Origin of the sequence: Klebsiella sp. 141162 (assembly GCF_050600755.1) — a bacterium.
GTDB lineage: Bacteria > Pseudomonadota > Gammaproteobacteria > Enterobacterales > Enterobacteriaceae > Klebsiella > Klebsiella aerogenes.
The window spans coordinates 145,657-163,785 of the sequence record NZ_JAQIRI010000007.1; the positions used below are offsets into that span (position 1 = coordinate 145,657).

Genomic DNA, 18,129 nt, shown 5'->3' on the forward strand with positions numbered 1-18,129 from the left:
AAGCATTATTTTTCCCCTCCCCGGCTCGTTATCTTTCCTGACAGAGAAATATTAACTTTAGATACGTCACGTCGCCTGCCTCACATCGTGGGCCGCCTGCCGTTCTTGTGGAGAGCCTAAATGAGCCACTATCCTCATCTATTCAGCCCGCTAACCATCAACGGGATGACCATAAAAAATCGCATTATCATGCCGCCGATGGGTACCAATATGGCCACTCTGAATGGCGAAGTCTCGCAGGAGCAGCTTGAATACTACGAACTGCGGGCGAAAGGCGGCACCGGGCTCATTACCGTGGAAAATATCTGCATTGATTTTCCCTTCGCCTCCAATGGCACGACGCAGTTACGTATCGATAACGATCAATATATTCCGCGCCTGTTTAAATTAACCGAAACCCTCCATAAACACGGCGCCTGCGTAGCGATTCAGCTGAATCACGCGGGCGCTTCGGCTTATGCTTATCGCCTGAATGGGCAGACGCCGCTTTCGGCATCCAGCACGCCGTCGAAAAAGCACGGTAATATTCCGCGGCCAATGACTCACGAGGAAATTTATCACGCGGTAGACAAATTTGGCGACGCCGCTGAGCGCGTACGCCGCGCCGGTTTTGACTGCGTAGAAATTCATGGCGGCCATTCCTATTTAATTAGCCAGTTTTTGTCGCCGCTATTTAATAAACGTACCGACGAATTCGGCGGCAGTATCGAAAACCGCACCCGCATATTAAGCCTGATTATCGATAAGGTTCGCGCCTGCGTTGGACCACGTTTCCCGATAAGCCTGCGCATCAGCGCCGACGATTTCTTAAAGGGCGGCAACACGCTGGAAGATTCGCTGCGCATCCTCGAGCTGTGCCAGGATAAGGTCGACATTATTAACGTCTCTGCCGCGCAGAACGATAACCTGAATTTACAAATCGACCAGATGTCGCTGGAAGACGGCTGGAAGCGCTACCTCTCTCGCGCGGTACGCGATAAATTCCATAAGCCGACGGTCATCGCCGGCAACATTCGTTCGCCAAAAATCGCCGAAGATATCCTCGCCAGCGGCGATGCCGATCTGATCGCCATTGGTCGTGGTTTGATTGCCGAGCCTGAATGGGTACAGAAAGTACAAAGCGGCAATGAGCGTCTGATGCGTAAATGCATCTCCTGCAATATCGGCTGCGCGGATCACCGCATCGCCCGTTCTCGTCCGCTGCGCTGCTCGATCAACCCGGACATCATCCACGGCGACGCTTACAAGCAGCAGCGTGTTTCGCGCGAAACCAACGTTGTGGTAATCGGCGCCGGCACTGCAGGAATGGAAGCCGCCTGCACCGCCGCGGAAGTCGGCTGTAACACCTGGCTGCTGGAAGAGAAAAGCCACGTCGGCGGACTGGCCAGCACCATTGCGCTGCTGCCGGAGAAAAAGCGCATCGCCGATTTCCCGCAGTTTATGAAAAACCGCCTTTCCGGGCTCAGTAATCTGATGCTGCAGGTCGGTAAACGCGCCGATGTCGCTTCAGTCGCCGCGCTGCATCCACAGCTCATCGTCAACGCCACCGGCTCGGTTCCTCTGCTGCCGCCTATCGAAGGCCTGCGCGAGAACATTGACGCCGAAGGTGGCCGCCTGTTTTCAATAACCGGCATGATTGAACACCTTGACGCCTTTGCCGATGCCGCAGGTAAACGCATCGTCGTGGTTGGCGGCGGCGCCGTCGGCCTGGACGTCATTGAATACTTCTCAGCGCGCGGCGCCGAGACGGTGCTGATTGAAATGCAGGACGCGCCGGGACAGGACCTCGACATTATTACCAAAAACGCGATGTTGACCATGCTGGAAGAACACCAGGTGGAGCAACACATGCAGACCCGATTAACCGCCGTCGCTCCAGACCATTTCACCGTTAATACCGTCAACGGCACGTTCGACATTCCCTTCGACTATGGCTTTGTATGCCTGGGAATGCGCGCCAACCGCGCAGGTCTCGACGATATCGCCCAGTGGGCCGCCGCCAACAACGTAAAAATCATGAATATCGGCGACAGCCTGTCGGCCCGGAGAATTATCGACGGCGTGCGCGAAGGCCGCAACGTGCTGGAGATACTCGAAGACATGGGCGTACTCGGCAATCGCGAAGCGCAACAGATTCCATTTTTAACATATTGAGGATATTTATCATGGCAGAACGTCTTACCGGTCATACCGAACTGATTGGCCTAATCGCTACCCCGATTCGTCACAGCATGTCGCCGACCATGCACAACGAAGCCTTTGCCCATCTTGGCCTCGATTACGCCTACCTGGCATTCGAGGTCGATAACCAGGAGCTAAAAGATGTCGTGCAGGGTTTCCGCGCGCTAAAACTGCGTGGTTACAACGTCTCGATGCCGAATAAAACCGAAATTTGCCAGTATCTCGACAAGCTTTCGCCGGCGGCGCAGCTGGTCGGCGCGGTCAATACCGTCGTCAACGATAATGGCGTGTTAACCGGCCACATTACCGACGGCACCGGCTATATGCGCGCGCTGTCAGAAGCCGGTATCGATATCATTGGCAAGAAGATGACCATCCTCGGCGCAGGCGGCGCGGCTACCGCCATCAGCGTACAGGCCGCGCTCGACGGCGTGAAGGCCATCTCGATCTTCAACCGTAAAGACAAGTTCTTCGCCAATGCCGAGCAGACCGTCGCCAAGATCCGCGACAACACCGACTGCGAGATCCATCTCTTCGATCTCGACGATCATGACAAGCTGCGCGCCGAAATCGACAGCAGCGTGATCCTCACCAACGCCACCGGCGTCGGTATGAAACCATTCGAAGGCCAGATGCTGCTGCCAAACGACAGCTTCCTGCGCCCGGACCTGATTGTCTCCGACGTCGTCTATAACCCGCGTAAAACCCATCTGCTGGAAGTGGCGGAGAAAAAAGGCTGCCGGACCCTCAACGGCCTGGGAATGATGCTGTGGCAAGGCGCGCGCGCGTTCGAAATTTGGACGGGCAAAGAGATGCCGGTTGACTACGTCAAGAGCATTCTGTTCTAAGAGGCAAGAGATGAAAAACAAATACATCCCTACTGCGGCAGGGCTGTATCTCAACTACCTGATCCACGGCATGGGGGTGCTTTTAATCACCCTCAACATGGCCCATCTTCAGGAACAGTGGGGAACAGACGCCGCTGGCGTATCGATCGTTATCTCCTCATTAGGTATCGGTAAGCTGGCGACGATCGTGACCGGCTTTTTGTCGGATCGCTTTGGTCGTAAGCCCTTTATCTATCTTGGGATCCTCAGCTACCTGATCTTTTTCGTCGGCATTCTGCTGACCAAAAATATCTATCTGGCCTACGTGTTTGGCATCATGGCCGGTCTGGCGAACAGCTTCCTCGACTCCGGAACCTATCCGGCGCTGATGGAGTCGTTCCCGCACTCCGCCAGCCGCGCTAACGTACTCATCAAAGCCTTCGTTTCCGCAGGGCAGTTCCTGCTGCCATTCATTATCAGCCTGCTGATATGGGCGAATCTGTGGTTCGGCTGGTCGTTTGTGATCGCGGCGGCACTGTTTGTACTGAGTGCAATTTATCTGCTCAAGATGCCGTTCCCCGACAGCCAGGCGGCCAAAAAGGAAGAGACTCCAACGGCGCAGACAGAAGCTTCCGCTAAGCCGCAAGCCAACAAACTGGATATGGTTGTCTTTACCCTGTACGGCTATATCGGCATGGCAACCTTTTACCTGGTCAGTCAATGGCTGGCGCAATATGGTCAGTTCGTGGTCGGCATGCCTTATGCCTCGGCGATCAAGCTGCTGAGCATCTACACCGTCGGTTCGCTGGTCTGCGTCTTCGTGACCGCCGCCTTTGTCAAAGAGGTGTTCAGCTCAGCGGTGGCCATGATCATCTATACCTGTCTGTCGATGGTCTCGCTGCTGTTAGTGTGCCTGTTCCCGACACCGGTGATGGTGACCGGCTTCGCCTTCGTCATCGGCTTTGCCGCTGCCGGCGGGGTACTGCAGTTGGGAGCGACCATCATGGCGATGAGCTTTCCGAATGGCAAGGGCAAGGCGACGGGGATCTTCTACACCGCTGGCAGCATCGCGAGCTTCACGATCCCGCTTATCACCGCCAGGCTTTCGCAGATTAGCATTGCCAGCATTATGTGGTTTGATTTCCTGATCGCCGTCATTGGCTTTGTGATCGCCCTGTACATCGGCTATCGTCAACTTCAGGCGCGCGCGGCGCAAAGAATGTCCCGCACCACCGTCACCGCCTGAGGTTCAACGACAACAATAATGGATACCTACATGACAACTGCAGTAACCGTAAAGAACATCACCTTCAAGGAAGGCGAAACCTTAGTTTGCGTACCGCTGATCGGAAAAACGCTGGATGAGCTGCTGACTAATGCTCAGGGCCTGGTTGACGCCGGCGCTGATATTATCGAATGGCGCGTTGACCATTTTACCCACGTCCGGGAAATCCCCCAGGTGCTGGCCGCGCTGGCGGAAATCCGCCATACGCTGAAAGCTCTGCCGCTGCTGTTCACCTTCCGCAGTAAGAAAGAAGGCGGCGAAACGGAAATCAGTGACGAAGCGTACTTTGAACTTAACCGCCAGGCGGCGCTAAGCGGATTCGCCGATGTTATCGACATCGAGCTGTTTAACGATGAAGCGCAAATTCGCGCGCTGGTGAACGACGCCCATCAGGCCGGCGTAAAAGTGATCATGAGCAACCATGATTTCCATAAAACGCCGGCACAGGAAGATATTATCTATCGCCTGCGTCGAATGCAGGATCTGGGTGCCGATCTGCCGAAGATCGCGGTGATGCCGCAGTCGCCTCAGGACGTACTCACTCTGCTTTCCGCCACGCTGACCATGAAAGAGAAATATGCGACGCGCCCGCTGATCACCATGTCGATGGGCAAATCCGGCGGCGTGAGCCGGGTAACAGGTCGCTTGTTCGGTTCAGCGATGACCTTTGGCACCGTCGGCCAGGCCTCCGCGCCGGGCCAGATTGCCATTGCAAAGCTGCGTGAGCTGATGGACATACTGTCCTGATAACCATGCCGCCCGGAGCCAGTCTCCGGGCGCTTACTCAGTTGATTCTCTGGCTATCATTAATAATGACGTTTTTAAATGATTGAATCGCTGAGGAAAGTACCCTTTCCTTCATCGTTGCCAGGTAGATATAACGAGGGGGAATCTCATTTTTTATTTTCAGAATGTGCACGTTATAATTTGCCAGCGCGGAGATCCTCGGCATAATCGCAATGCCATAATCGATGCTAACTAACCCCGCCATCGCGGTATCTTCATCGACGTAGCAGGCGATATCCGGCACCAGTTTTTGCTGCATGAAGACATTATCAATAAAAGGCCGCAGACCGCTGTTTTCTGAGAAGTAGATATAGGGATAGTGAATCGTCTCAACCAAATCGACCTCATTTTCATACAATCGGGCAAGCGGGTGATCTTTCGCCGTCACCACCACCAGCTCCTGCTGAATGATGGGAATAAAATCGATGTCTGGTTCATCGGCAATATATGAGCAAATCGCCAGATCGGTTTTTCCTGCCTTTAATGCTTGTAATAACGAAAGTGAAGTGCCTTGCGTGAAGGAAAAAGTCACCTTGTGACTGGATGGTGAATTAGTGTATTTATTAATTAACTGCGGAACAACAAATTCACCCATCGTATAAATAAAGGCGATACGAATATTCTCTTTCTTTTCACTATCATTGTTTTGCAGCGTCAGGCGCCCATTCTCTAAAGAAGCGAGCGCATCTTCCACATAGGGTAAAAAACGTTTACCGCTTTGCGTAATTTTGACGTTGCGGCCTTTTCTGGCGAACAGCGCCACACCCAACTCCTTCTCCAGCTCAGATATGGCGTGGCTTAACGAGGGTTGAGTGATGAACAGGCTGGATGCCGCCTCGGTGTAATGTTCCGTCTCGCTCAATCGCTTAAAATAATAAAGTTGCTTCAGGTTCATTATTTTTGTCCGTATAATATAAGAATAAAACCACTGCGCCTAATATACCATGCGGCAGGTGGATAATACGCTACAACGAGCCAATATCAGATTCCCATCAAATATTATTTGATATTTTCTTTTGTGCGTAACAAGGCGTTGCCATTCATAGACACAGTCTATGAATCATTAGAGTATTTCTGCATGCATTAATACATGCAAAAATATTTTAAACTTTAAAGGAAATCTATATGTGTATACCTGACTCTCAGGGTAGCCTGGCGTCATCGCCCGGCGCGCTAAAAAGAAGCAGAACGCGTATTTTTATTTTATCGCTCTTATCGCTGGGTACGATGATTAATTATCTCGATCGTACCATTCTTGGAATCGTTGCTCCAAAATTAACCACTGAAATCCATATCGACCCGGCGATGATGGGCATTGTTTTTTCCGCTTTTGCCTGGACTTATGCGCTGGCGCAAATTCCTGGCGGCATGTTTTTAGACCGTTTCGGTAATAAATTGACCTACGCCCTGTCCATCTTCTTTTGGTCGCTGTTTACCCTGCTGCAAAGCTTCTCGCTGGGGCTGAAATCATTGCTCCTTCTGCGTCTGGGGCTAGGCGTCAGCGAGGCACCCTGCTTTCCGGCCAATAGCCGCATCGTCAGCAAATGGTTCCCCCAGCATGAACGGGCCAGAGCCACCGCTACCTATACAGTAGGCGAATATATTGGGTTAGCCGCCTTCTCGCCATTGTTATTTTTAATCCTGGAACATCATGGCTGGCGCACCTTATTTTTTCTAACCGGCGGGCTAGGAATTTTATTCACTTTCGTATGGTGGCGTTTTTATCATGAGCCGCATGAATCGAAAACGGCAAATAAAGCAGAACTGGATTATATTGGCGCCGACCAGGTTGCCAATAAGAGTGAAAACATTCCATTTAACTGGCGTGATGCCAAACGATTACTCTGCTGTCGGCAAATTATCGGCGCCAGTCTGGGGCAGTTTGCTGGTAACACTACGCTGGTCTTTTTCCTTACCTGGTTCCCTACTTATCTGGCCAACGAACGCCACTTGCCGTGGCTTCACGTGGGCTTTTTCGCCACCTGGCCATTCCTGGCCGCCGCGGTTGGCATCATCTTCGGCGGCTGGCTTTCCGATAGGCTACTTAAGCGTACGGGCTCAGCCAATATAAGCCGAAAACTTCCAATAATTTCTGGATTATTGCTTTCCAGTTGCATTATCGCCGCCAATTGGGTGAGCGCGAATTCGACGGTAATTATTATTATGTCGATCGCTTTCTTTGGTCAGGGAATGGTTGGTCTGGGCTGGACGTTAATATCTGATATTGCCCCAGATAATATGGCTGGGTTGACCGGCGGTATATTTAATTTCTGCGCCAACCTGGCATCAATTATCGCGCCACTCATCATTGGCGTGATTATATCAGCCACCGGTAACTTCTTTTACGCCCTCATTTACGTTGGAGTGACCGCCCTGATCGGGGTAATTGCCTACATCTTTATCATCGGCGACATCAAGCGAATCGTACTGAAGTAACGCTCTCTCCGCGCCGGGCCAGCATGGCCGGCGCGGGAGATTGACTTAAATATCTTTCACCCGGCTGGTCAAAAACAGCGTCAGCAGCGAAATCGCCGCGATTGTCCAGTAGACGCTGGCGTGACCATAGCTTTGCGACAGCGCCCCCTGAATCACCCCGGCCAGAATAACCCCGGTGGAGATACTGTTGGTAAACAGCGTGGTCGCCGCCCCGGCGCGCCCCGGCATCAGGTCCTGGAACCACAACATGCCGATCCCCGCGATGATACCAATAAAGATGGCGTTGAATAGCTGCAGCGCCAGCAGCGCCGTGCGGCCATGGAACATAATCAGCCCCACATAGAACAACACGCCGGCGGCGACTGCCGCCACCATCATTTTGCGTTTACCCCAACGCTTAACGTAGTAGCCGGCCAGGATCATCGCCGGAATTTCAAGACCGGCGGCCGTGCCCATCAGTATCCCCGCCAGGCTATCCGGCAGGCCAAGATCGCTACTGATCCACAACGGCATATCGATGATATACATGGTGTTGCAGGTCCACATCAGCGTTGAGGCGATAAATAGCATGCGGACGTTTTTATCGCGCCAGCCGCCTTCCAGTTCCGGCAGGCTGCTGCCTTCCCGCAGTTGCGTCACTCGCGCCACCGAAGGCAGCTTAAAGGCAATCAGCGCCAGGCTGATGACAAAAATCCCGGCGGCGATGGAAAACATGGTCGTAAAGCCATAATTTAACGCCAGCATAAAAGCCAGCGGCGGGCCAATGACCCACGCCAGCGACAGCTGGGCGCGCATCACCGAGCTGAACATCACCACTTCGCGAGCAGAGCTATCGGCGTATTCGCGGGCAAGAGCAAACAGTTGCGGCATTGCCGCATTGGCGACCGACGCCAGCATCACGCCACAGGTGATAAGCGTCAGATAATGGCGGTTGAAAGCGAACAGCAGCGCGTTACCCACCGCCATCAGGCAGCAGAACATAATTAACCGCCGACGATCGCCGCGGCTATCGGATCGTTTGGCCAGCGCCAGGCTCACCAGGATACCGGCAATCGCATTCACCGTATAAAACAGGCCGACCCAGAACGGCTGCGCGCCGACTTCACGACTAAGAAATAGACTGAGCGTCGGCGCCTGCAGCGCCCCGGCCACGCCCATCATAAAAGCCACCAGCATAAAGGCGGCGTAGACGCCGTTTAACCGTCGCCCCATCGTCATCAACCACAGCATGAAATATCCTTAACACACGCGAAGTAAACGAAAAAAGCCAGCAGAAGCAATCTGCTGGCGGGTGATTCTATACTCTGTGGATTTCGAGTTGCAGCCAATGCGCTTGCAGCCTGAAAGACGGCGAGTATAACACCAATACTCAGTCACACATGATGTCGGCAAGTCAACGATCGGAGGTCGGCGACGTAACTCCCCACTGCATCAATTCCTCCAGCATTTTCTGCTGCCTTCCTGCTAACTGGCGGGCCAGCCAGGACGCGCCCTGCGTCGCAGAAAAGTACCGTTGATAGAACTGCTTAGTGGTTGACCTCGTCATATTCATCTCCTTACTTCATCGAGGTTCATTATTGGCTTAATATAGGAACTCATAAATTGCTGAGTTTTCGTCAGGAGTTCCTCTTTTATGCCTTCCAGCCGTCTGCAACAACAGTTCATCCGCCTGTGGCAATGCTGCGATGGCAGGTCGCAGCAGACCACCCTCAACGAACTGGCGGAAATGCTCAGCTGTTCGCGCCGCCATATGCGCACCTTGCTCAATCTGATGGAAGCGCGCGGCTGGCTGGCGTGGGAATCTGAAGCCGGGCGTGGCAAGCGCTCCAGGTTGACCTTCCTTTATACCGGTCTGGCGCTACAGCAGCAGCGCGCCGAAGATCTGCTGGAGCAGGATCGCATCGATCAGCTGGTACAACTGGTAGGTGATAAAACGGCGGTCAGGCAAATGTTGATCTCCCATCTGGGACGCAGCTTCCGCCAGGGGCGCCACATCCTGCGCGTGCTCTACTATCGGCCGATGAAAAATCTGCTGCCCGGCAGCGCGTTGCGCCGTTCGGAGACCCATATCGCGCGGCAAATTTTTAGCGCTTTGACGCGGGTAAATGAGGAAAATGGGGAACTGGAGGCCGATATTGCCCACCACTGGCAACAAATTTTGCCTAATCACTGGCGCTTTTTCCTGCGTCCCGGCATTCATTTCCATCATGGCCGCGAGCTGGAGATGGCCGACGTTATCTCTTCGCTACAGCGCAGCAGCGAACTGCCGCTATTTTCCCATATTGAGCGCATCGTCTCGCCGACCGCCTGGACGCTGGATATTCACCTCAGCCAGCCGGACCGCTGGCTGCCCTGGCTGTTAGGGCAGGTCCCGGCAATGGTGCTGCCGCAGGAATGGCGCACGATGGATAATTTTTCCAGTATGCCCATCGGTACCGGACCTTACGCGGTCGCGCGCAATAATCAAAATCAGTTGAAAATCCATGCCTTCGAAGAATACTTCGGCTACCGGGCGCTAATCGATGAGGTTAACGTCTGGGTGCTACCGGAAATTAGCGAAGAACCCAACGGCGGTTTAACCCTGCAGGGGAATACCGAAAGCGAAAAAGCCGTAGAGAGCCGCCTGGAAGAGGGGTGCTATTACCTGCTCTTTGATAGCCGCAGCCCGCTGGGCGGTAATGATGACGTGCGCCGCTGGTTAAGTTATCTGTTCCAGCCCGCCAACCTGCTGTATCACGCCGGTGAACACTATCAAGGCAACTGGTTTCCGGCCTACGGTCTGCTGCCGCGCTGGCACCACGCCCGCAGCCATGCCTGTGAAAAACCAGCCGGCCTCGAGTCAGTCACCCTCACCTACTACCGCGATCATGTGGAACATCGGGTCATTGGCGGGATCATGCGGGCGCTGCTGGCGGAACATCAGGTAAAGCTGAACATTCAGGAGCTGGAGTACGATGACTGGCATCGCGGCGAAACGGTGAGCGATATCTGGCTCAACAGCGTCAATTTCACGTTGCCGATCGATTTTTCCCTGTTCGCCTATTTATATGAAGTGCCGCTGATGCATCACTGCATTCCCATCGACTGGGAGGCAGACGCCAACCGCTGGCGCGCAGGGGAGTTCAACCCGGCGACCTGGAGCCAGCAACTGCTGGAGAAGCAGCATATTGTCCCGCTGATCCACCACTGGCTGATGATTCAGGGCCAGCGCAGTATGCGCGGCGTGCGCATGAACACCCTCGGCTGGTTTGACTTTAAATCGGCCTGGTTCGCCCCGCCGGAGCCCTGAATGCTTTGCGTCAACTAACAAAATCATTACACTATCGCCGTTCTCAACGGGGTGCTAATAAACATACGCAATATCATTCAAGTTGCATCAAGGCAGCAAGCGGGTGAATCCCCTGGAGCATAGATAACTATGTGACTGGGGTGAACGCGCGAAGCTAACGCAGATGCGGCTTGAAGGATGAAGCGTATGGGCTGAGAAAATACCCGTCGAACCTGATCCGGATAACGCCGGCGAAGGGATTTGAGGCCTACTCAAAATCCTTTGCCTCCCCATATACTGAGGTGCAAAGTGTTGAAAAAACTGCTTCCCCTGCTGGCGCTGGTCGCCGCCCCGGTCTTTGCTAAACCGATCCTGACCGTTTACACCTACGATTCGTTCTCCGCCGATTGGGGTCCTGGCCCGGCGGTGAAAAAGGCCTTCGAGGCCGACTGCGGCTGCGAGCTGAAATACGTCGCCCTCGAAGATGGCGTATCGCTGCTTAACCGGTTGCGAATGGAAGGCAAAAACAGCAAAGCTGATGTCGTGCTCGGCCTTGATAACAATCTGCTGGCAGCCGCGGCGCAGAGCAAACTGTTTGCCAAAAGCGGCGTTCCGGGCAGCGCGGTCACCGTACCTGGCGGCTGGGATAACGACACCTTCGTGCCTTACGACTACGGCTACTTCGCCTTCGTGTATGACAAAAACAAGCTGAAAAACCCGCCGAAAAGCCTGAAAGAGCTGGTCGAGAGCCCGCAGAAATGGCGCGTGATTTATGAAGACCCGCGCACCAGTACGCCGGGGCTCGGCCTGCTGCTGTGGATGCAAAAGGTGTATGGCGATAAGGCGCCGGAAGCCTGGCAGAAGCTGGCGGCCAAAACCGTCACCGTCACCAAGGGCTGGAGCGAAGCCTACGGCCTGTTCCTGAAAGGCGAAAGCGACCTGGTGTTGAGCTATACCACCTCGCCGGCTTATCACCTCATCGAAGAGAAAAAAGATAATTATGCGGCGGCGGACTTTACCGAAGGCCACTATCTGCAGGTTGAAGTCGCCGCGCGTACCGCCGCCAGCAAGCAGCCGGAACTGGCGGAGAAGTTCCTGAAATTTATGGTCTCGCCTGGCTTCCAGAACGCGATCCCCACCGGCAACTGGATGTACCCGGTAACTCAGGTCGCGCTGCCGGCCGACTTCAATAAGCTAACCAAACCGCAAACCACGCTGCAGTTCACCCCGCAGCAGGTCGCCGCTGAACGTCAAAACTGGATCGGTTCATGGCAACGCGCCGTCAGCCGCTAAGTTTCGGCTGGCTGATCCCCGGCGCCGCGGCGGCCTGCTTACTGGTCATCGTGGCGCTGGCGGCGTTTCTGGCGCTGTGGCTGGAAGCGCCGCAGGCCCCCTGGCAGACGATCCTCAGCGATAGCTATCTCTGGCACGTCGTTCGTTTCTCTTTCTGGCAGGCTTTTTTGTCGGCGCTATTTTCGGTGGTGCCGGCGATGTTCCTTGCCCGCGCCCTGTATCGCCGCCGCTTTCCGGGGCGCACGCTGCTGCTGCGCCTGTGCGCGATGACGTTGATCCTGCCGGTTCTGGTGGCGGTGTTCGGCATCCTCAGCGTCTATGGCCGCCAGGGGTGGCTCGCCGCGCTGTTTCACGCCCTCGGCTGGCAATGGGATTTCTCACCATACGGCTTACAGGGCATCCTGTTGGCCCATGTGTTTTTTAATATGCCGATGGCGACCCGCCTGCTGCTGCAGGCGCTGGAAAACATTCCCGGCGAACAGCGGCAGATCGCCGCACAGCTCGGCATGCGCGGTTTCGTCTTCTTCCGCCTTGTGGAATGGCCGTGGCTGCGTCGGCAGATCCTGCCGGTGGCTACGCTGATTTTTATGTTGTGCTTCGCAAGCTTCGCCACCGTGCTGTCACTTGGCGGCGGGCCGCGGGCCACCACCATTGAGCTGGCTATCTATCAGGCGCTAAGCTTTGATTACGACCCGGCGCGGGCGGCGCTGTTAGCGATTATTCAAATGGTCTGCTGTCTTGGGCTGGTGCTGCTGAGCCAGCGCCTGAGCAAAGCCGTGGCGATCGGCGCCAACCAACTGCAGGGCTGGCGCGACCCCGATGACCGTCTGCATAGCCGCCTGTGCGATTGCGCGCTGATCGCGCTTGCTCTATTGTTGTTGCTGCCGCCGCTATTAGCGGTAATCGTCGATGGCCTCAACGTCAATCTGCCGAAGGTGCTCGGCCAAGCCGCGCTATGGCAGGCGCTGTGGGCATCGCTGCGTATCGCCCTCGCCGCCGGTCTGCTTAGCGTTATCCTGACCATGATGCTGCTATGGAGCAGCCGCGAACTGCGGGCCCGCAATCTGCCGCTGGCCGGGCAGACGCTGGAACTCAGCGGCATGCTCATCCTCGCCATGCCGGGGATTGTGCTGGCAACCGGATTTTTCCTGCTGCTCAATAACAGCGTCGGCCTGCCGGAATCCGCCGACGGCATCGTCATCTTTACCAACGCGCTGATGGCAATCCCCTATGCCCTGAAGGTGCTGGAAAACCCGATGCGCGATATTGCCGCCCGCTACGGCGCTTTGTGTCAGTCGTTGGGGCTACAAGGTTTTAACCGGCTGCGGGTAGTGGAGCTACGGGCGCTGAAACGGCCGCTGGCGCAGGCTTTGGCTTTCGCCTGCGTGCTGTCTATCGGCGACTTCGGCGTGGTGGCGCTGTTCGGCAATGAATCCTTCCGCACGCTGCCTTTCTATTTGTATCAACAAATAGGCTCCTACCGCAGCCAGGACGGCGCGGTCACCGCGCTCCTGCTACTGTTGCTGTGCTTTATCCTTTTTACTTTGATCGAGAAACTACCGGGACGCGATGCTAAAACTCAATGATGTCACCTGGCTGTATCAGCATTTGCCGATGCGCTTTACGCTCAGCGTCGAGCGCGGAGAACGCATCGCCGTGCTCGGTCCCAGCGGCGCCGGCAAAAGCACGCTGCTGAATCTGATCGCCGGTTTTCTGCCGCCGGCCAGCGGCAGCCTGCTGATCGACGGCGAGAAGCATAACGCCACGCCGCCGGCGCAGCGTCCGGTTTCCATGCTGTTTCAGGAGAACAACCTGTTTAACCATCTCACCGTCCGGCAGAATATTGGCCTCGGCATCCACCCCGGCCTGAAGCTGAACCGCGAGCAGCACGCGCAGGTCACGGCGATAGCCGGGCAGATGGGAATGGATACGCTGCTGGATCGTCTACCGGGCGAGCTTTCCGGCGGTCAGCGGCAGCGAGCGGCGCTGGCCCGCTGTCTGATACGCCAACAGCCGGTGCTGCTGCTTGATGAACCCTTCTCGGCGCTCGATCCGGCGCTGCGTCAGGAGATGCTGACGCTGGTCGCCGATGTCTGTCAGCGGCAACAGTTGACGCTGTTAATGGTATCGCACAGCGTGGAGGATGCGGCGCGCATTGCGCCTCGTTCCATCGTGGTGGCCGAAGGGCGCATTGCCTGGGACGGCGCCACTGACGATCTGTTAAGCGGCAACAGCAGCGCCTCGGCGCTGTTGGGAATTAGCGCGAAATGACCTTATGCAGGATCTCAAGGTAGACCGGCATCAGGGGATGGCGGAAAACAAATGTTAGCGCCGCTACCGCCAGCGCCGCCATCAACGGCGCCAGCCACAGCAGGCGTCCGCGCGGTAACCAACGGGTCAGGCGATCGCCGGAGGTTTTCGCGCTCCGCCACAGCCGCCAGCACAGCCAGCCCGCCAGCCACGCCAGCAGCGCCGCGCCCAGCAGCAGCCATTTGAAGCTGGCGCTGTTTTCATCGGCAGGAATATCAATCGCCGCCCCCGCCAGAATACCGGGGAGGAAATAGAGCGGTGGCCAGAGCAGGCAGCCAATAATATTCGGCAGCACGAACTTCGCCACCGGCAGGTCGAGCATCCCGGCGACCATTGGCACCAATGGCCGCGTCGGCCCGACAAAGCGGCCAATCAGAATCGTCACCATGCTGTGCTGGTGCAGCGCGTGTTCGGTTTTCTCCAGCAGCGCGCGATTTTTTTTCATAAACGACCAGCGGTGTAACGGCTTTTTAAAGCGCCAGCCGAGCCAGAATGAGATCCAGTCTCCCAACAGGCAGCCGACAATCCCCGCCAGCCACGCCTGCCAGAAGTTAACTTCGCCGCTGCCGATGAGCGCCCCCAGGCCAGCCATCATGACCGTGCCGGGTAAAATAAGCCCCACCAGCGCCAGCGACTCAAGAAATGCCACCAGCATCACGGCTATCAATGAGTAGACCGTGGATTGGGTGATAAAGTGTTCCAGCAATGCCTGCATAATGTACCCGGTTAAAAAACGAAGCCCGGATTCTCCGGAGCCGTCACGTCGCCGTCAAGCCACCAATTGTCTTAATAGTTTACTGGCTGTGACATTTAAGCGGGTCATCATTTCACTTTCTTTACTTTTTATTCACATCCTGCGCGGAATTCACTGGGGCTGGCGCCGGTGCATTTTTTAAAGACCCGCGAAAAATAGAGCTGATCTTCGAAGCCAACGTTGCGGCCAACGCTGGCAATCGGCATCCGGGTAGTACTCAACAGCAGTTTGGCCTGGCTAATTCGCTGATCTTCCCGCCAGCCAAGTACGCTTATCCCCAACTGCTGGCGAAACAGGTGCGACAGACGCGAAGGCGACAGACAGACGTGCTGGGCGACGCTGGCGATATCGAAATGGCTGTCCGCCAGATGGTCGCTGATGTACTGGCAGGCATCGCGAACCCGGTTATCCAGCGGCGGATGCAGCGATTCGTTAATCGCCTCCATGCGCCGCAGCAGCAACTGTTCCAGCAGGTTAATCGCCAACAGTTCGGAATAACGTCCCGCCCCCTGACCGGCATCGACAATCTGCCCGAACAGCTCGCCAAACCGCGCCTGCCACTGTTCATCCGGGCGGAAGAAACCGGTCTGAGCGAAGATCGTCGGCCAGTTAAGCCATTCGTGCCAGTAGGCGCGTGGGCGGAAATAGACCCACTGGTGATACCACTCGCTGGCGTCGGGATGGCGGCCATAGTGGTGAATCTCACCCGGCGGAAACAGCAGCATATCGCCGGGGCGACAAACGAACTGTTCGCCGTGGTTGTTAATCACCCCCTCGCCGCGGATCGTCAGGTTGAGAATATAGCCTTTCATGCCCAGCGGGCGGTCGATAAAGAAATCGAGATAACCCTGCGCCTCAATCGGCGTCAGGCCGGTGACCAGATGAGCGTTAAAGGAATAGCCCGGAAGCAGCGGATCGTTTTGCGTTTCGGCCATAAGCGTCGTTCTCCACGAGGTATTTTTGACACCAATTGTCCATATTCATCATTTTATCGCCATCCGCGCCGTTGCGACTGCGATACCGGTGGGAATTTAGACAAAAACCCGCACGGTGAGCGAAAAAAGCGCTACCAGCACGCATTTCGCGTTGATCCAGCGCATAACAAAAGTGTCTATAAATACGGCAGGAAAGTCCACATCGAATATTTGCACGGCGTCACACTTTGCGAGGTGACAGCAATATAGTCCATAAGATTAGCGAATACGGCCTGACGGATTTGGCCGGGGATATCTACTGTTGCTGCATGAATGATTTCAGCATGGAGTAACAAGATGGCAATTGCGATTGGCCTCGATTTTGGTAGTGACTCAGTACGCGCGCTGGCGGTGGAATGCGCTACCGGCGCGGAGCTGGCCGCGAGCGTAGAGTGGTATCCACGCTGGCAGGAAGGGCTGTTCTGCGATGGGCCGAATAACCGCTTCCGCCATCACCCGCGCGATTATATTGAATCGATGGAATCGGCGCTGAAAAGCGTCCTGGCGGCATTAAGCGCAGAACAACGAGCGATGGTGGTCGGTATCGGCGTCGACAGCACCGGTTCAACCCCGGCGCCGATTGATGCTGACGGTAACGTGCTGGCGCTGCGCGAAGAGTTCGCCGACAACCCGAACGCCATGTTCGTACTGTGGAAAGACCATACCGCGGTGGAAGAGGCGGAAGCCATCACCCGCCTGTGCCACACGCCGGGTAAAGAAGATTACTCGCGCTATATCGGCGGCATCTACTCCAGCGAATGGTTCTGGGCCAAGATCCTCCACGTCACTCGCGAAGATAGCGCCGTCGCGCAGGCCGCGGCATCGTGGATTGAGCTTTGTGACTGGGTGCCCGCCCTGCTTTCCGGCACCACCCGCCCGCAGGATATCCGCCGCGGTCGCTGCAGCGCCGGGCACAAATCGTTGTGGCACGAGAGCTGGGGCGGACTGCCGCCCGCCAGCTTCTTCGACGAACTCGACCCGATTATCAACCGCCACCTTGCCTGGCCGCTATTCCGCGACACCTGGACTGCGGATCTCCCCGTCGGCAACCTGACCGCCGAATGGGCGCAGCGCCTCGGCCTGCCGGAGACAGTGGTGATTTCAGGCGGCGCCTTCGATTGCCATATGGGCGCGGTCGGCGCCGGCGCACAGCCTAACGCATTGGTTAAAGTTATCGGCACCTCCACCTGCGACATCCTGATCGCCGATAAACAGAGCGTGGGCAACCGCACGGTGAAAGGTATCTGCGGCCAGGTGGACGGCAGCGTGGTGCCGGATTTCATCGGTATGGAGGCCGGTCAGTCCGCCTTCGGCGATATCTATGCCTGGTTTGGCCGTATCCTCGGCTGGCCGCTGGAACAGCTGGCCCAACAGCACCCTGAATTGCGCGAGCCAATCAAAGCCAGTCAAAAACAGCTGCTGCCTGCGCTCACCGAAGCCTGGGCCAATAATCCGTCCCTCGATCACCTGCCGGTGGTACTGGACTGGTTCAACGGCCGCCGCACGCCGAACGCCAACCAGCGGCTGAAAGGCGTTATTACCGATTTAAATCTGGCCACCGACGCCCCGGCGCTGTTTGGCGGGCTCATTGCCGCCACCGCCTTCGGCGCCCGCGCCATTATGGAGTGCTTCACCGATCAGGGCATTCCGGTCAATAACGTGATGGCGCTCGGCGGCATTGCGCGTAAGAACCAGGTCATCATGCAGGCCTGCTGCGACGTCCTGAACCGCCCGCTGCAGATTGTCGCCTCCGATCAGTGCTGCGCGTTAGGCGCCGCCATCTTCGCCGCCGTCGCCGCGGGCGTCTATCCGGATATCCCTGCCGCGCAACGCAACATGGCAAGCGAGGTGGAAAACACCCTGCAGCCGCGCGCGCAGCAGGCGCAACGTTTCGAACAACTGTATCAGCGCTACCAGCAGTGGTCGGCTAGCGCGGAACAACACTATCTCCCTTCGGCTGCAAAGGCGGAAAACGCCCCGCAATCTCCGGCAGCGCTCACCCATTAAGGATACGA

The 18,129-nt window shown here is 56.2% G+C and carries 15 protein-coding genes; 10 read left to right on the plus strand and 5 right to left on the minus strand.

The window, feature by feature from the left end:
* Window positions 1-120 precede the first annotated feature (120 nt).
* Genes PGR23_RS18625 through aroD form a run of 4 tightly spaced genes read left to right on the plus strand, consistent with a single transcriptional unit; the run spans window position 121 to window position 5,040 of the window.
* The gene (locus PGR23_RS18625) at window positions 121-2,154 is read left to right on the plus strand and encodes an FAD-dependent oxidoreductase (RefSeq protein WP_063413976.1); all 2,034 of its coding nucleotides are present in this window, start codon (window positions 121-123) and stop codon (window positions 2,152-2,154) included.
* A gap of 11 nt (window positions 2,155-2,165) precedes the next feature.
* Window positions 2,166-3,029, plus strand: a complete 864-nt coding sequence (locus tag PGR23_RS18630; protein WP_045376448.1) for a shikimate dehydrogenase — start codon at window positions 2,166-2,168, stop codon at window positions 3,027-3,029.
* Window positions 3,030-3,039: 10 nt separating this feature from the next.
* Entirely contained in the window at window positions 3,040-4,254 is a 1,215-nt protein-coding gene (locus PGR23_RS18635; RefSeq protein WP_047042703.1) for an MFS transporter, read from the plus strand.
* Window positions 4,255-4,284: 30 nt separating this feature from the next.
* Window positions 4,285-5,040, plus strand: a complete 756-nt coding sequence (aroD, locus tag PGR23_RS18640; RefSeq protein WP_047042706.1) for a type I 3-dehydroquinate dehydratase — start codon at window positions 4,285-4,287, stop codon at window positions 5,038-5,040.
* 37 nt (window positions 5,041-5,077) lie between these two features.
* Here aroD and PGR23_RS18645 read toward each other — a convergent pair whose 3' ends face one another.
* A complete protein-coding gene (locus PGR23_RS18645; protein ID WP_045389984.1) occupies window positions 5,078-5,974 on the minus strand; it encodes a LysR family transcriptional regulator in 897 nt (298 codons plus the stop codon).
* A gap of 230 nt (window positions 5,975-6,204) precedes the next feature.
* Between PGR23_RS18645 and PGR23_RS18650 the strand changes: the two genes are divergently transcribed.
* Entirely contained in the window at window positions 6,205-7,515 is a 1,311-nt protein-coding gene (locus PGR23_RS18650; RefSeq protein WP_047042710.1) for an MFS transporter, read from the plus strand.
* Window positions 7,516-7,560: 45 nt separating this feature from the next.
* Here the strand turns inward: PGR23_RS18650 and PGR23_RS18655 are convergent, their stop codons facing one another.
* Complete coding sequence (locus tag PGR23_RS18655) at window positions 7,561-8,745, minus strand: sugar efflux transporter (RefSeq protein ID WP_047042711.1); 1,185 nt, start codon at window positions 8,743-8,745, stop codon at window positions 7,561-7,563.
* A 163-nt stretch (window positions 8,746-8,908) separates the two neighbouring features.
* Window positions 8,909-9,061 carry a glucose uptake inhibitor SgrT gene (gene sgrT / locus PGR23_RS18660; protein ID WP_015704385.1) on the minus strand — a complete coding sequence of 51 codons (153 nt, stop codon included), beginning with the start codon at window positions 9,059-9,061 and terminating at the stop codon, window positions 8,909-8,911.
* 87 nt (window positions 9,062-9,148) lie between these two features.
* On the opposite strand from sgrT, the gene sgrR reads away from it, so the two are divergent.
* The 4 genes from sgrR to thiQ all read left to right on the plus strand — a co-directional run bounded on the left by sgrR (window position 9,149) and on the right by thiQ (window position 14,347).
* The gene (sgrR, locus tag PGR23_RS18665; protein ID WP_289576187.1) at window positions 9,149-10,804 is read left to right on the plus strand and encodes an HTH-type transcriptional regulator SgrR; all 1,656 of its coding nucleotides are present in this window, start codon (window positions 9,149-9,151) and stop codon (window positions 10,802-10,804) included.
* Between the two features lie 288 nt (window positions 10,805-11,092).
* On the plus strand, window positions 11,093-12,076 hold the full coding sequence (thiB, locus tag PGR23_RS18670) for a thiamine ABC transporter substrate binding subunit (RefSeq protein ID WP_045389973.1): 984 nt from the start codon (window positions 11,093-11,095) through the stop codon (window positions 12,074-12,076).
* A complete protein-coding gene (gene thiP, locus PGR23_RS18675; RefSeq protein ID WP_396279922.1) occupies window positions 12,052-13,662 on the plus strand; it encodes a thiamine/thiamine pyrophosphate ABC transporter permease ThiP in 1,611 nt (536 codons plus the stop codon). The genes thiB and thiP overlap by 25 nt, the downstream gene beginning before the upstream one ends.
* On the plus strand, window positions 13,646-14,347 hold the full coding sequence (gene thiQ, locus PGR23_RS18680; RefSeq protein ID WP_047078145.1) for a thiamine ABC transporter ATP-binding protein ThiQ: 702 nt from the start codon (window positions 13,646-13,648) through the stop codon (window positions 14,345-14,347). The genes thiP and thiQ overlap by 17 nt, the downstream gene beginning before the upstream one ends.
* Here thiQ and PGR23_RS18685 read toward each other — a convergent pair.
* Together PGR23_RS18685 and araC are read right to left on the minus strand one after the other, a co-directional pair.
* Window positions 14,334-15,101 (minus strand): DedA family protein, encoded by a 768-nt coding sequence (locus PGR23_RS18685; RefSeq protein ID WP_047042724.1) that lies wholly within the window; start codon window positions 15,099-15,101, stop codon window positions 14,334-14,336. The two genes, thiQ and PGR23_RS18685, sit on opposite strands and share 14 nt — an antisense overlap.
* Before the next feature lie 128 nt (window positions 15,102-15,229).
* Entirely contained in the window at window positions 15,230-16,075 is an 846-nt protein-coding gene (araC, locus tag PGR23_RS18690) for an arabinose operon transcriptional regulator AraC (protein ID WP_045389966.1), read from the minus strand.
* Between the two features lie 336 nt (window positions 16,076-16,411).
* Between araC and araB the strand changes: the two genes are divergently transcribed.
* Window positions 16,412-18,121: a ribulokinase gene (gene araB / locus PGR23_RS18695; RefSeq protein WP_063447206.1), complete on the plus strand. Its 1,710-nt coding sequence runs from the start codon at window positions 16,412-16,414 to the stop codon at window positions 18,119-18,121.
* The last annotated feature ends 8 nt before the right edge of the window (window positions 18,122-18,129 follow it).

Bases quoted from the DNA above. Each gene is read 5' to 3' on its own strand.
- sgrT (WP_015704385.1), bottom strand. From the start codon at position 9,061: ATGACGAGGTCAACCACTAAGCAGTTCTATCAACGGTACTTTTCTGCG.
- PGR23_RS18630 (WP_045376448.1), top strand. From the start codon at position 2,166: ATGGCAGAACGTCTTACCGGTCATACCGAACTGATTGGCCTAATCGCT.
- PGR23_RS18685 (WP_047042724.1), bottom strand. From the start codon at position 15,101: ATGCAGGCATTGCTGGAACACTTTATCACCCAATCCACGGTCTACTCA.
- araC (WP_045389966.1), bottom strand. From the start codon at position 16,075: ATGGCCGAAACGCAAAACGATCCGCTGCTTCCGGGCTATTCCTTTAAC.
- PGR23_RS18645 (WP_045389984.1), bottom strand. From the start codon at position 5,974: ATGAACCTGAAGCAACTTTATTATTTTAAGCGATTGAGCGAGACGGAA.
- aroD (WP_047042706.1), top strand. From the start codon at position 4,285: ATGACAACTGCAGTAACCGTAAAGAACATCACCTTCAAGGAAGGCGAA.
- sgrR (WP_289576187.1), top strand. From the start codon at position 9,149: ATGCCTTCCAGCCGTCTGCAACAACAGTTCATCCGCCTGTGGCAATGC.
- PGR23_RS18650 (WP_047042710.1), top strand. From the start codon at position 6,205: ATGTGTATACCTGACTCTCAGGGTAGCCTGGCGTCATCGCCCGGCGCG.
- araB (WP_063447206.1), top strand. From the start codon at position 16,412: ATGGCAATTGCGATTGGCCTCGATTTTGGTAGTGACTCAGTACGCGCG.
- PGR23_RS18655 (WP_047042711.1), bottom strand. From the start codon at position 8,745: ATGCTGTGGTTGATGACGATGGGGCGACGGTTAAACGGCGTCTACGCC.
- thiQ (WP_047078145.1), top strand. From the start codon at position 13,646: ATGCTAAAACTCAATGATGTCACCTGGCTGTATCAGCATTTGCCGATG.
- PGR23_RS18635 (WP_047042703.1), top strand. From the start codon at position 3,040: ATGAAAAACAAATACATCCCTACTGCGGCAGGGCTGTATCTCAACTAC.
- thiP (WP_396279922.1), top strand. From the start codon at position 12,052: ATGGCAACGCGCCGTCAGCCGCTAAGTTTCGGCTGGCTGATCCCCGGC.
- PGR23_RS18625 (WP_063413976.1), top strand. From the start codon at position 121: ATGAGCCACTATCCTCATCTATTCAGCCCGCTAACCATCAACGGGATG.